11 protein-coding genes are annotated in these 12,712 nt (G+C 66.8%); 1 reads left to right on the top strand and 10 read right to left on the bottom strand.

Annotation, left to right across the window (positions count from 1 at the left end):
* Positions 1–15 precede the first annotated feature (15 nt).
* The 4 genes from EU513_RS05275 to EU513_RS05260 all read right to left on the bottom strand — a co-directional run bounded on the left by EU513_RS05275 (position 16) and on the right by EU513_RS05260 (position 3,337).
* Positions 16–798, bottom strand: coding sequence for an MBL fold metallo-hydrolase (locus tag EU513_RS05275; RefSeq protein WP_129624853.1), 783 nt, complete (start codon positions 796–798; stop codon positions 16–18).
* On the bottom strand, positions 795–1,619 hold the full coding sequence (gene murI / locus EU513_RS05270; protein ID WP_129624852.1) for a glutamate racemase: 825 nt from the start codon (positions 1,617–1,619) through the stop codon (positions 795–797). Before murI ends, EU513_RS05275 begins: the two co-directional genes overlap by 4 nt.
* Before the next feature lie 82 nt (positions 1,620–1,701).
* A complete protein-coding gene (locus EU513_RS05265; protein WP_129624851.1) occupies positions 1,702–2,472 on the bottom strand; it encodes a fumarylacetoacetate hydrolase family protein in 771 nt (256 codons plus the stop codon).
* Positions 2,473–2,476: 4 nt separating this feature from the next.
* The gene (locus EU513_RS05260; RefSeq protein ID WP_129624850.1) at positions 2,477–3,337 is read right to left on the bottom strand and encodes a GDSL-type esterase/lipase family protein; all 861 of its coding nucleotides are present in this window, start codon (positions 3,335–3,337) and stop codon (positions 2,477–2,479) included.
* A 102-nt stretch (positions 3,338–3,439) separates the two neighbouring features.
* Between EU513_RS05260 and EU513_RS05255 the strand changes: the two genes are divergently transcribed.
* A complete protein-coding gene (locus EU513_RS05255; protein ID WP_129624849.1) occupies positions 3,440–4,336 on the top strand; it encodes a 3-methyladenine DNA glycosylase in 897 nt (298 codons plus the stop codon).
* 119 nt (positions 4,337–4,455) lie between these two features.
* On the opposite strand, the gene cimA is transcribed toward EU513_RS05255, so the two are convergent.
* The 6 genes from cimA to EU513_RS05225 all read right to left on the bottom strand — a co-directional run bounded on the left by cimA (position 4,456) and on the right by EU513_RS05225 (position 12,575).
* Positions 4,456–6,042 carry a citramalate synthase gene (gene cimA, locus EU513_RS05250; protein ID WP_129624848.1) on the bottom strand — a complete coding sequence of 529 codons (1,587 nt, stop codon included), beginning with the start codon at positions 6,040–6,042 and terminating at the stop codon, positions 4,456–4,458.
* 330 nt (positions 6,043–6,372) lie between these two features.
* On the bottom strand, positions 6,373–7,470 hold the full coding sequence (locus tag EU513_RS05245; protein WP_129624847.1) for a branched-chain amino acid aminotransferase: 1,098 nt from the start codon (positions 7,468–7,470) through the stop codon (positions 6,373–6,375).
* Between the two features lie 102 nt (positions 7,471–7,572).
* On the bottom strand, positions 7,573–8,643 hold the full coding sequence (locus EU513_RS05240; protein ID WP_129624846.1) for a 3-isopropylmalate dehydrogenase: 1,071 nt from the start codon (positions 8,641–8,643) through the stop codon (positions 7,573–7,575).
* Positions 8,644–9,043: 400 nt separating this feature from the next.
* Positions 9,044–10,078: a ketol-acid reductoisomerase gene (ilvC, locus tag EU513_RS05235; protein ID WP_129624845.1), complete on the bottom strand. Its 1,035-nt coding sequence runs from the start codon at positions 10,076–10,078 to the stop codon at positions 9,044–9,046.
* A gap of 54 nt (positions 10,079–10,132) precedes the next feature.
* A complete protein-coding gene (gene ilvN / locus EU513_RS05230) occupies positions 10,133–10,645 on the bottom strand; it encodes an acetolactate synthase small subunit (RefSeq protein WP_129624844.1) in 513 nt (170 codons plus the stop codon).
* 34 nt (positions 10,646–10,679) lie between these two features.
* On the bottom strand, positions 10,680–12,575 hold the full coding sequence (locus EU513_RS05225) for an acetolactate synthase large subunit (protein WP_240795929.1): 1,896 nt from the start codon (positions 12,573–12,575) through the stop codon (positions 10,680–10,682).
* Between the last annotated feature and the right edge of the window lie 137 nt (positions 12,576–12,712).

Raw genomic sequence — 12,712 nt, 5'->3', positions numbered from 1 at the left:
GCGACGCAAGGCAGTTCAGATGTCGTGGACCTCGTCGGAGACGGCAAGCTCGACCTTCGAGAGCCAGACCTGCGCTGCCTCGGCGCGACAGACCTCCGGGTCGTTCCAGGCCGGGATGTGGGTCAGCATCAGGCGTTGGACTCCGGTTGCGGCCACGGCAGCTTCGGCCGCGCGCCGTCCGGTGAGGTGGATGTCGCGTACCTCATCGCGCTCCTCGCAGAACGCCGAGTCGGCAAGCACGAGGTCGGCGTCACGCAGCAGGGGCAGCAGATCAGGGGTGCTGTCGGTGTCGCCGGTATAGGCCAACACCTTGCCGTCGGCCTCGACGCGGAAGCCGAACGCCTCCACCGGGTGATTGACCCGGTGCGGAGTGATCGTGAACGGGCCGACCTGGAACGCGTCCAGCGAAACCAATGTGCGGAAATCGAATTCGCTGTCCATGCCGTGCGGGTCGGCTGCCTCGCAGAGCGTCACCCCGTTCGCGCGGGACATGCGCGCGGCGGTGTCCTGCGGGCCGTAGACCGGCACGCGCGGCAGGGGGCCACGTGTCGGGTGGTACTTGGTGACGACGAAGAGTCCGGTCAGGTCGAGGCAGTGGTCAGGGTGCAGATGACTGATCACGATGGCGTCGATCGCGTCGAGTTCGATGTGCCGCTGTAGCGCGCCGAGCGAACCAGGGCCCATGTCGAGCACGAGGTTCCAGGTGCGTCCCTCGTGCTCGGACTGCACCAGGTAGCTGGACGCCGGAGAGTCCGGGCCGGCGAAGGAACCGGAGCAGCCGATGATGGTGAGCCTCATCCGGTCACTCCCACCTGATGGAAGTTGTTCTCGAACACGTCGTCGAACTCGGGCGGCAACCCCAGGAACCTCTTGGACAAGCGGCGGAACTCCTCAGGGTCTCCGGTCGTGGTGAACGACAGGCCGGGCATGCCGTCCGATGCCGGCGCGAGCAGGTCGCGATCGGCCAGCACGCGGTAGACGTCCTTGGCGGTCTCCTCGGCGGACGACACCAGAGTCACCCCGTCACCCATGACGTACGAGATGACACCGGTCAGCAACGGGTAGTGGGTGCAGCCCAGGACGACGGTGTCGACGCCGTCCTGTTGCAGTGGTTCGAGGTATCCGCGAGCGACCTCGAGCAGTTCGGGACCACCGGTGATGCCGGCCTCGACGAACTCCACGAACCGCGGGCACGGCTGCGAGCGCACCTGCAGATGGGGCGCCGCGGCGAACGCGTCCAGGTAGGCACCGGACTGGTGGGTGCCCTTCGTGGAGATCACACCGACCCTGCCGGTGCGAGTGGCGCTCACGGCGCGGCGGACCGCGGGGCGGATCACCTCCACCAACGGCACGTCGTAGCGTTCGCGCGCGTCGTGCAGCACGGCGGCGGACGCGGTGTTGCAGGCGATGACGAGCGCCTTCACCCCGTGCGCAACCAGCCGGTCGAGACACTGCAGCGCGTACTCACGGGTCTGCGCGATCGGACGCGGTCCGTAGGGTGCCCGCGCGGTGTCGCCGAGGTAGGCGATCGATTCGTGCGGCAACTGATCGAGCACAGCGCGCGCGACGGTCAAACCGCCGTAGCCGCTGTCGAAGATCCCGATGGGTGCGCCAGACACCGAACCAGGTTAGGGCCGGGCGCGGACAGTGCCGAATCAGGTCGACGTGCAAATGGTCACAGCATGACCACGGGCCGACGGCTCAGTGACGCACGTAGGGGTTGGCGAGCGTGCCGATGTCCTGCACCTCGACCTCGACGCGCTGACCAGGCTGCACCGGACCGATACCTTCCGGCGTGCCGGTCAGGATCACGTCACCGGGCAGGAGCGTGAACGCCTGCGATGCGTACGAGATCAGCGTCGGGACGTCGTGGATCATGTCGGCCGTCGTACCGTCCTGCACGGTCTCGCCGTCCAGCCGGGTGCGGACCCGCAGATCCGACAGGTCGAGGTCGGTCTCGATCCACGGTCCGATCGGGCAGAACGTGTCGAACCCCTTGGCCCGGGCCCACTGACCGTCCGACTTCTGCAGATCGCGCGCGGTGACGTCGTTGGCGCAGGTGTAGCCGAAGATCGACTTCGCAGCCTCTTCGGGCGACACGTCGCGGCACATGCGTCCGATGACCACGGCCACTTCGCCCTCATAGTCGACCCGTTCGGACTGCGGCGGCATGACCACCGGGTCGTCCGGGCCGATGACGGCGGTGTTGGGGATGAGGAACATCATCGGTTCCTTCGGCGGCTCGGCGCCCATCTCCTGTGCGTGGGCCGCGTAGTTGCGGCCGATGCCGATCACCTTCGACCGTGGGATGACCGGTGCAAGCAGGCGCACCCGGTCGACCGTCGTCGTGACTCCGGTCAGTTCGATCTTGGTGTAGAGCGGGTCGCCGCTGATCTGGGCGATCTTCTCGCCCGCCCCGTCGACGAGTCCGAAGTAGGGGTCTTCACCATCTGTGTATCGGCAGATTCGCACCCCCTCAGCCTACTGACGCCGTCGCCGGACGGATCGGGCCCACCACCAGCGGGTTGACCGTCGAGGCCATCAACGCGTAGCCGGCGTCGTTGGCGTGGATGTCGGTCTTGCTGCACATCCACGTCAGCGCACAGATCGCCGCGACATTCGTCGGCACACCGGAGGCCGTCGGGGTCCAGTCGGTGCTGCGGAACGCCGTCGCGACATCGGCGACCTTCGCGTCGGCGGCCTTGGCCGCGTACGAGATCGAAGCGTTGAGCTGCCCCTGCAACATGGTCGACAGTTGCGCGAGTTGCGGGTTGCCGGCGGCCCAGGCCGCGAGGAACGGGTTGTAGTAGTTGAGGACGACGATCTGGGTCTGGGCGCCGGCCGCGGCCCGGACGGCGGTGGTGATCTGCGGCAGGTTGCGAGCGACGGCGGTGAGTCCGGCCTGGACGCACGGCATGTCGACAGCACCGCCCTTCACACACCGCTGGACGTCATTGGCACCGATGTTGAGCGTGATCAGCCGGACCTTGCCCTTCTGGAACCGGATCAGATCGACGGCAGCCTCCAACTGGCTTTGGCCGTCCGGGTAGGTGCACCGGCCGTCGGCGATCATGCCCGTGCTGGTTTCACCGCTGCAGGCAAGGTTGACGAGTTTGGCGCCGCGGTACTTGTCCCGCAGGTTGGCGTACACGCCGCCGACGTAGCCTCCGGTCTTGTTGTCGCCGAGCCCCGGCTGGTAGCCGGCCGCGAGCGAATCCCCCAGTGCCACATAGGCTCCGGACGACGCGTGCGGATTGTCTGCTCCGGCGGATGCGGCCGGTGCGGCAGTGAATCCGGCGACGGCGAGTACTGCTGACAGTGCGATGGAACGCTTCATGGGGGTGCTCTCCTAGCGGGGTGTGATCTGGCTCACTCTGCCACGTCGGACGTTTCCCGGCTCCGATTTCCCGCTGCGTTTGCACCCGACTACCGTGCTCGCGTGGCGCAGGTGCTCTCGCAGGACGACTGGCGAGCCCGCTCGCTCGCCCACGAGCGGCGGGTCGACGCCTCCGTTGCCGCACACATTCACCGCCGCGATCGCGGTCTGAAGCACCCCATCGACGACTTCCTCTTCCAGTACTACCCGTTAAAGCCCTCGCACCTGCGTGTGTGGCACCCGGGCGCCGGAGTCGTCCTGGGCGGAGCTCAGGAACGGTCCGACTGGGCGTTCTACCGAGTGGACGACGGGGGCGCGTCCGTCGACGTGCCCGCGTTCATCGAGCGCAAGGGCGAGGTACTCGAGTTGGCTCGCCGGCTGCTGTCGGTGACATCGGAGCGTCCGATGCAGTTGTCGTGCTTCGGGATGCACGAGTGGGCGATGGCCTACCGCACGCCCGCGGACGAGGTGCGCCACGCACAACTGCCCCTTCGTCTGGGGCATGCCGGCACCGACGACGTGGTCGATTCGCACGATCTGCGGTGCACCCACTTCGACGCCTACCGCTTCTTCACCCCGGACGCCGTTCCTCGCAACTCGGCTGTGCTCGAACGTAATTCACAGGCGAACTTCGAACAACCAGGTTGCCTGCACGCGGGCATGGACCTCTATAAATGGGCCTTCAAACTCAGCCCGCTCGTGCCGAGCGAACTGGTGATGGACTGCTTCGACCTCGCCCGCGAGATCCGCCTGCTCGACATGCGAGCCTCCCCATACGACGTCACGTCCCTCGGCCACACCCCGGTAGCCGTCGAGACCCCTGAAGGGAAGGCCGAGTACGTCCGCCAGCAGCGAGCGTTCGCCGACCGCGCCCGTCCCCTGCGTCAGCGCCTGCTCGCGGTGCTGGAGGTTCCTGCTTCCCTTTGGTGCGCACCCGTGCGCGCAATCGTCGAATCGTAACCGGGAGATCGACCCACGTCCGACCGTTGTTCCAGACCACGGCTGCCCACAGCCGGCATCGAGGTGACGGGAAGTGCAGGAGGGAACGCCGTATACGCAGTCACCTGGTGCATTTCGAGTTACCTCGGCTCAACCCCGCGCTTGAGCAAGCCGTAGCTGAAGGAGTCGACAAGAGCGAGCCAGCTGGCATGGACGATGTTTGGAGCGACGCCGATGGTCGTCCAGGTGCGGTCGGCGTCGCGGGTCTCGATGAGGACGCGCGTGGTGGCGTCCGTACCGGTGGCCGCGTCCAGGATGCGCACCCGGAAGTCGATCAACTCGAAGGACGCCAGTTCGGGGTAGGTAGCCGAAAGTGCTTCTCGCAGACCGTGATCCAGCGCGTTGACGGGACCGTTCCCCTCCCCCGTCGCCACGTGCCGCTCCCCCGCAGCGTGGATCTTCACCGTCGCTTCGGCCAGCGCGGGCAGGTCACCGGGCGACGAGTCGATGATGCACCGCCACGACTCGGTGTCGAAGTACTGCACCCGCTCGCCGGACGCTTCCTCGCGCAGCAGCAGCTCGAAGGTGGCGTCGGCGGCGTCGAAGGTCCACCCTTCCTGTTCCTGCGCCTTCACCCGTTCGACGACTCGAGCCAGTACGTCAGGCCTGCCGGACAGGTCGTACCCGAGTTCCTTGCCCTTCAGCTCGATGCTCGCCCGCCCGGCCATGTCGGAGACCAGGGTGCGCATCGAGTTGCCGACGAGCGCCGGGTCGATGTGTTGGTAGAGATCGGGGTCGACCCGCAGCGCGGACGCGTGCAGTCCGGCTTTGTGCGCGAACGCGGACGCTCCGACGTACGGCTGGCGCCCCTGCGGTGCGATGTTGGTGATCTCACTTATCGCGTGGCTGAGGTGCAGCGCGTTCCGGAGCCGGTCGGGGTCGATCACCTCGCGCCCGAGCTTGAGTTGGACGTTGCTCGCCACCGTGATCAGGTCGGCGTTGCCGGTGCGTTCGCCGTACCCGTTGACCGTGCCCTGCACGTGCATCGCCCCGGCCTGGACTGCTGCGATCGAATTGGCGACGGCGCAGCCGGTGTCGTTGTGGCAGTGAATGCCGAGCTGTGCGCCGGTGGCGTCCTGCACTTTCTGGACGACCTCGAACACCTGGCTGGGCAGCATCCCACCGTTGGTGTCGCACAGCGCCACCACCTCGGCTCCGGCGTCCGTCGCACAGCAGACGACGTCGGATGCGTATGCGGGATCGGCGAGGTAACCGTCGAAGAAGTGCTCGGCGTCGACGAACACTCGCCGACCCTCACCGACGAGCACCGCCACCGTGTCGCGGATCATTGCGAGGTTCTCCTCGAGCGAGGTGCGCAGCGCATCCTGAACGTGCCGTACGTGCGACTTGGCGACGATGGTGACGACCGGCGTCCGAGCATCGAGCAGCGCCCGCACCTGAGGGTCGTCGGCAGCGTTGCCGTGTGCCCGCCGGGTCGACCCGAACGCCGCCAGCAGAGCGTTCCTCAACAGCACCTCGCCGGCTGCGGCCAGCTTGAAGAACTCGGTGTCCTTCGGGTTCGCCCCCGGCCACCCGCCCTCGATGAACCCGACACCCAGGTCATCGAGCAGCCCGGCGATCGTGAGCTTGTCGGCGACGGAGAGGTTCAGACCCTCCTGTTGGGCACCGTCCCGCAGGGTGGTGTCGTAGACGTGGAAGGCGCTCATCATCGGTCCTCGTCGGTGCGTTCGGCTTGGTGGTCTGGCCGAGCCCCGGCTCTCCGCTTCGCTTCCGGGTGCGGGTGGCCCGGCAAACGAAAAACCTCCCGGGGTAACGGGAGGTTGCGCGTCGAGCCGGGCTCGACGCGCTAGCAAATAATGAGGGCGGAGGTGACCGCGTGTCCCATGACTGCCATGCAGACATCATGCCGACGTCCAGGCAGCGGTGTCCACGCCGTGGGTCCGCCGTCTCGCGATGCGGTCGCCCACCTTCCCGTACGAGACGCGCGAACCGGCCACAGATGCATGATCTGTGACCGGTTCGACCGACGTGGGTACTCAGGCGAGACGGGTCATCCAGCCGTGCGTGTCCTCGGTGCGTCCGTACTGGATGTCGAGCAGTGTCTTGCGGATCTTCATCGCGATCTCGTCCCTGTGCCCCTCGACGCGGTGGTCGCACGAGCCACCGTCCCACTTGAGTTCGCCGACAGGAGTGATCACGGCAGCGGTGCCACAGGCGAAGATCTCGGTGATCTCGCCGGACTCGGCGCCGTCCTTCCACTCCTGGATCGGGATGCGACGCTCCTGGGGTTCGAGGCCGAGGTCCTTGGCCAGTTCGAGGATCGAACTGCGCGTCACTCCCTCGAGGATGGTGCCGGTCAGTTCCGGAGTGACGATGCGGCCGTCCTTGTAGACGAAGAACAGGTTCATGCCGCCGAGTTCCTCGATATAGGTATGCGTCGAGGAGTCGAGGAAGACCGCCTGGTCGCATCCGGCGGCGATGCCCTCCAACTGACCGGCCAGGGAGGATGCGTAGTTGCCGCCGCACTTGGCGGCGCCCGTGCCCCCCTCGCCGGCGCGCGCGTAGTCGTTGGAGATCCACAACGACACCGGCTTCACGCCACCGGGAAAGTACGACCCGGCAGGCGAGGCGATCACGCAGTAGGTGACCTCCTTCGAGGGGCGAACCCCGAGGAAGGCCTCGGACGCGAACATGAACGGACGTAGGTACAGCGAGGTCTCCGCGCCGTCCGCCGCCTCTGGCACCCAGTCGACGTCGGCCTGCACCAACGCCTTGAGCGAGTCGACGAAGTCTTCCTCCGGGAGCACCGGCAACGCCAATCGCTTTGCGCTGCGGGCGAATCGGGCAGCGTTGGCCTCGGGACGGAAGGTCCAGACCGAGCCGTCGGCGTGCCGGTAGGCCTTCATGCCCTCGAAGATCTCCTGCGCGTAGTGCAGCACCGCAGCAGCCGGGCTCATCTGGATCGGGCCGAACGCGGTCACTTCGGCGTCGTGCCAGCCCTCGTCCTGGCTCCACTTCGCCAGCACCATGTGGTCGCTGAAGTGGTCGCCGAAGCCGGGGTTCGCCAGGATCGCAGCACGATCGGCGACGCTCGCCCGGTCCTGACGGGGGTTGGAACTGAACGACAAGGACATCGAGGATCCTCCTGCAGGTTCGCCGCGCTGTGATGGGCCGGCGGAGAAGACGTGTGGGTGTGACTCAGATTACGCCGCCGCCAGCATCGCGGACGATCGGCCTCAGGCGAGCGACGCGGTGATCGTGTCGCCGATCTGCGCGGTCGAGCGCACCTGGTCTCCTCGCGAGGCGAGATCGGCCGCGACCGCGTGCTCGATGCGCCTCGCTTCGTCCGTGCGACCGAGGTGCTCCAACAGCATCGCGACCGACAGGATCGTCGCCGTCGGGTCGGCCTTGCCCTGGCCGGCGATGTCGGGCGCCGAACCGTGCACCGGCTCGAACATCGAGGGGGTGCTGCGGTCGGGGTTGATGTTGCCGGACGCCGCCAGCCCGATACCGCCGGTGACGGCCGCCGCGAGGTCGGTGACGATGTCGCCGAACAGATTGTCGGTGACGATGACGTCGAACCGGGACGGGTCCTGCACCAGGTAGATCATCGCTGCATCGATATGGGCGTAGTCGTGGGTGACGTCGGGGAACTCGGCACCGACCTCCTCGACCGTGCGGCGCCACATGTGCCCGGCGTACGACAGCACGTTGTGCTTGTGCAGCAGGGTCAGCTTCTTGCGCTCACGAGCCTGCGCCCGCGCGAACGCATCGCGCACGACGCGCTCAGCGCCGAAACGGGTGTTGACGCTCACCTCGGTGGCCAGTTCGTTGGGTGTGCCGACGCGCAAGGCGCCGCCGTTACCGGTGTACGGACCTTCCGTGCCCTCGCGGACGACGACGAAGTCGATGCCCTGCGGCGCAACGGAATTCACGTCCAGGGGACTCTTGACGCCGGGGAACAGCTTGGCCGGACGCAGGTTGACGTGGTGGTCCAGTTCGAAGCGGATGCGCAGCAGCAACTGGCGTTCGAGCACTCCACTCGGCACGCTCGGGTCGCCGATGGCACCGAGCAGGATCGCGTCGTGGCCGAGCAGTTCCTCCAGCACGGAATCCGGCAGCGTTTCCCCCGTCGCGTGCCAGCGGCGCGCGCCCAGGTCGTACTCGGTGCGGGCCACCTTGGCCTCGGAGACCGCGTCGAGCACCTTGAGACCTTCGGCCACGACCTCAGGGCCGATGCCGTCCCCGCCGATGACGGCCAGGTCGATGGTGTCCGCAGTGGCGTTCCGGCTGCCCGTCTCACTCATGCCCACATGCTAGATCGGCGTCTTGCATGGTGGTACGCGTGTCTCATATTCCGATAGTTGGAGTGCAACGAGAACCGCCCCTCGCCCGTGTGGGGCGAGGGGCGGTCCTCACGAGAGATTCTCGGATCAGTCGCGCAGGTCCATCGACTCCTGGAGTGCGCGGCGTGCGTCCATCTGCTCTTCGGTCATTCTCATCAACCCTCGGAATATCGCCTGCCCGCGGGGGCAGCGGTGTCAATGCACGTAGTGCGAGGTCCGGGCGGTGCGGGGTTGCGCGCTCGCCGGGCCGGTCAGCCTCGTCCACCGTGATCGACGGTGGGACGAGAACCGATGCTACTCACGGGTTCGATGGTGGGAAGCCCGCTTTCACGACGTGGACCGTCAGTGCATGCCGTGCTGATCAGCGTGCGGCCGAGCCCTCGACGTAGTCGGAGTCGGACGAGCCGTCCTTGATCCAGCTCATCAAGCCGCGCAGCTTCTTGCCCGTGGCCTCGATCGGGTGCTGAGCACCCTTCTCGCGCAGCTGCTTGAACTCCGGCGCGCCGGCATCCTGGTCGTCGATGAAGCGCTTGGCGAAGGCACCGTTCTGGATGTCCGCAAGGACCTCCTTCATGTTCTCCTTCACCCGCGGGTCGATGACGCGCGGACCCGAGACGTAGTCGCCGTACTCGGCCGTGTCGGAGATCGACCAGCGCTGCTTGGCGATGCCGCCCTCGACCATGAGGTCGACGATGAGCTTGAGCTCGTGCAGGCACTCGAAGTAGGCGACCTCGGGCTGGTAACCGGCCTCGATGAGGGTCTCGAAGCCGTACTGCACCAGCTGCGAGGCGCCACCGCAGAGAACTGCCTGCTCACCGAACAGGTCGGTCTCGGTCTCTTCGGTGAACGTGGTCTTGATGCCGCCGGCACGCAGGCCGCCGATCGCCGCCGCGTACGACTTGGCGAGGTCCCACGCCTTGCCGGACGCGTCCTGCTCGACCGCCAGGAGCACCGGCACACCGCGGCCGTCGACGTACTCACGACGCACCAGGTGCCCCGGTCCCTTCGGGGCGACCATGAGGACGTCGTTGTCGGCGCCGGGCTTGATGTAGTCGAAGCGGATGTTGAAGCCGTGGCTGAACAGCAGCGCCGCACCCTCGGCGAGGTTCGGCTGGATCTCCTGCGCGTACAGACGGCGCTGCACCTGGTCGGGGGCGAGGATCACGATGAAGTCGGACTGCTTCACGGCTTCGGCGACCGGCAGGACGGTCAGGCCCTCGGCCTGTGCCTTCGCCGCGGAGCTCGAGCCGTCGCGCAGGCCGACGACGACCTGCACTCCCGAGTCGCGCAGGTTGAGGGCGTGTGCGTGCCCCTGGCTGCCGTAACCGATGACAGCGACCTTGCGGCCCTGGATCACCGACAGGTCAGCGTCTTCGTCGTAGAACATGTCAGCCACTTCTGGTTCTCCTCTTGTTGCGAATTCGATTGAAGTTCTTGGGGTTTCGGAAACTCAGCCGGCCTTGCGGGCACGGTCGGTGATCGACCGTCCACCGCGTCCGACGGCCACCAGACCGGATTGCACGAGCTCGCGGACGCCGTAGGGTTCGAGCACGCCCAGCAGTGCGCCGAGCTTCTCCGGCGTGCCGGTCGCCTCCAGCACCACCGAGTCGGTGGTGACGTCGACGACGTTGCACCGGAACATCTGGGTGATATCGAGGATCTGGCTACGGGTGGCGGCGTCGCTGCGCACCTTGATCAACACCAGTTCGCGCTGCACGGAGGCCGCCTGTTCCAGTTCGACGACCTTGAGCACCTCGATGAGCTTGTTGAGCTGCTTGGTCACCTGCTCCAGCGCCTGCTCCTCCACATCGACCACGACGGTCATCCGGGAGATCTCCTCGAACTCGGTCGGCCCGACCGCGAGCGAGTCGATGTTGTAGCCGCGTCGGGAGATCAACCCGGCGATGCGCGCGAGCACACCCGGTTTGTTCTCGACCAGCACCGAGAGTGTGTGGCGCGCCATCAGTGCTCTCCTCGAATCAGGTTGCCGCCGAACATCATTCGCCCTCTTCCTCACGGTCGAAGACCGGCGCCATGCTGCGCGCTATCGTCACCATGTCGTTGCTCACGCCGGCGGGCACCATCGGCCACACCATCGCGTCCCGCTCGACGACGAAGTCGATCACCACGGGAACGTCGTTGATCTCCATCGCCTGCTGGATGACGGTGTCGACGTCCTCGGGACGCTCGCAGCGAAGGCCGACGCAGCCGTAGGCATCCGCGAGCTTCACGAAGTCGGGCACCCGCGAACCGATGGCAGTGTGCAGGTCGGTGTTGGAGTATCGCTCGCCGTAGAACAGCGTCTGCCACTGGCGCACCATGCCGAGGGAACTGTTGTTGATGATCGCGACCTTGATCGGGATCTTGTTGATCACGCAGGTGGCCAGCTCCTGGTTGGTCATCTGGAAGCAGCCGTCACCGTCGATCGCCCACACCGTGCGCTCCGGTTCGGCGACCTTCGCACCCATCGCGCCCGGCACCGCGAAGCCCATCGTGCCCAGGCCCCCGGAGTTGAGCCATGAGTTGGGGCGCTCGTACTGCACGAACTGCGCCGCCCACATCTGGTGCTGACCGACACCGGCGACGTAGGTCGCCTCAGGGCCGGCGATCGCACCCAGACGCTCGATGACGTACTGCGGCGCCAGGGCGCCGTCCTCGTCCGGCTCGATGAAGCCGAGCGGGAAATCGCGCTTCCACGTGGTGGTGCGCTCGCGCCAGGCGTCGTAATCACCGATCGGTCCGTCGACTGCCTTGAGCATCTCGAGCAGGTCGTTGATGACTTCCTTGCAGTCGCCCACGATCGGCACATCGGCCACTCGGTTCTTGGAGATCTCGGCCGGGTCGATGTCGGCGTGGATGACCTTCGCCTCGGGCGCGAACGACTCCAGAAGACCAGTGACGCGGTCGTCGAAGCGGGCGCCGAGGGTGATCAGCAGATCTGACTTCTGCAGCGCGGTCACCGCGGAGACGGATCCGTGCATGCCGGGCATTCCCAGATGCAGGTCATGACTGTCGGGCACAGCGCCGCGAGCCATGAGCGTGGTCACCAGCGGAATTCCGGTGAGCTCCACCAGTTCTCGCAACTCTTTGGCTGCGCCGCCGCGGATCACACCGCCGCCGACGTAGAAGACCGGACGCTTGGCGGCCCGGATCAACTCGATCGCGGCGCGAATCTGTTTGTGGTGCGGCTTGGTCACCGGACGGTAACCGGGCAGGTCGACGACCGGCGGCCAACGGAAGGTGGTCTTGGCCGTCAGGGCGTCCTTGGTGATGTCGACGAGCACCGGACCGGGGCGGCCGCTGCTGGCGACGTGGAAGGCCTCGGCAATCGCCCGCGGGATCTCGTCCGCGTCCGTCACCAGGTAGTTGTGCTTGCTGATCGGCATCGTGATGCCACGGATGTCGGCTTCCTGGAAGGCGTCCGTACCGATCACCGCCGAGTTGACCTGACCGGTGATCGCGACCATCGGGACCGAGTCCATGTAGGCGTCCGCGATCGGGGTGACCAGGTTGGTGGCACCGGGCCCGCTGGTCGCCATGCAGACACCGACGCGACCGGTTGCGGACGCGTAACCCTGCGCGGCGTGGCCGGCGCCCTGCTCGTGACGCACCAGAATGTGGCGCACCTTCACCGAGTCCAGCAGCGGGTCGTACGCGGGCAGGATCGCTCCGCCCGGGATGCCGAAGACGGTGTCGACACCGACCGCTTCGAGTGCCAGGACGAGGGCCTGGGCGCCCGTCACATCAGCGATCTCCTGGACGCCCTGCGGGACGCGAGCCGCTACCTGGGCCGGCGACGGAACAGGCTGTCCCGGTCGAACGGCGGGTCGGATCGTGGTGTCTGTCACGGCAACCACCTTCTGCGTGTGTTCGGTCATTTCGGACTCGGACATGAAAAAAACCCTCCGGCCCGAAGGCAGTGAGGGTGAGCGCGTCGACCGACCGGAGTCAGCTGACGCGCTTGGGAAGTACGAGAATCCGTGCCATGTGTCGATCTTCGTCCGCGACCTGGACGACCGTCAACTATGTG

This window comes from Yimella sp. RIT 621 (assembly GCF_004146205.1).
Lineage (GTDB): Bacteria > Actinomycetota > Actinomycetes > Actinomycetales > Dermatophilaceae > Yimella > Yimella lutea.
Note: the sequence above shows the minus strand (reverse complement) of the source record. Positions and strands in the feature narration are given on the sequence as shown.

Coding starts and splice junctions, on each gene's coding strand:
- EU513_RS05275 (WP_129624853.1), bottom strand. CDS start 798: ATGAGGCTCACCATCATCGGCTGCTCCGGTTCCTTCGCCGGCCCGGAC.
- EU513_RS05260 (WP_129624850.1), bottom strand. CDS start 3,337: ATGAAGCGTTCCATCGCACTGTCAGCAGTACTCGCCGTCGCCGGATTC.
- cimA (WP_129624848.1), bottom strand. CDS start 6,042: ATGAGCGCCTTCCACGTCTACGACACCACCCTGCGGGACGGTGCCCAA.
- EU513_RS05245 (WP_129624847.1), bottom strand. CDS start 7,470: ATGTCCTTGTCGTTCAGTTCCAACCCCCGTCAGGACCGGGCGAGCGTC.
- EU513_RS05240 (WP_129624846.1), bottom strand. CDS start 8,643: ATGAGTGAGACGGGCAGCCGGAACGCCACTGCGGACACCATCGACCTG.
- ilvN (WP_129624844.1), bottom strand. CDS start 10,645: ATGGCGCGCCACACACTCTCGGTGCTGGTCGAGAACAAACCGGGTGTG.
- EU513_RS05225 (WP_240795929.1), bottom strand. CDS start 12,575: ATGTCCGAGTCCGAAATGACCGAACACACGCAGAAGGTGGTTGCCGTG.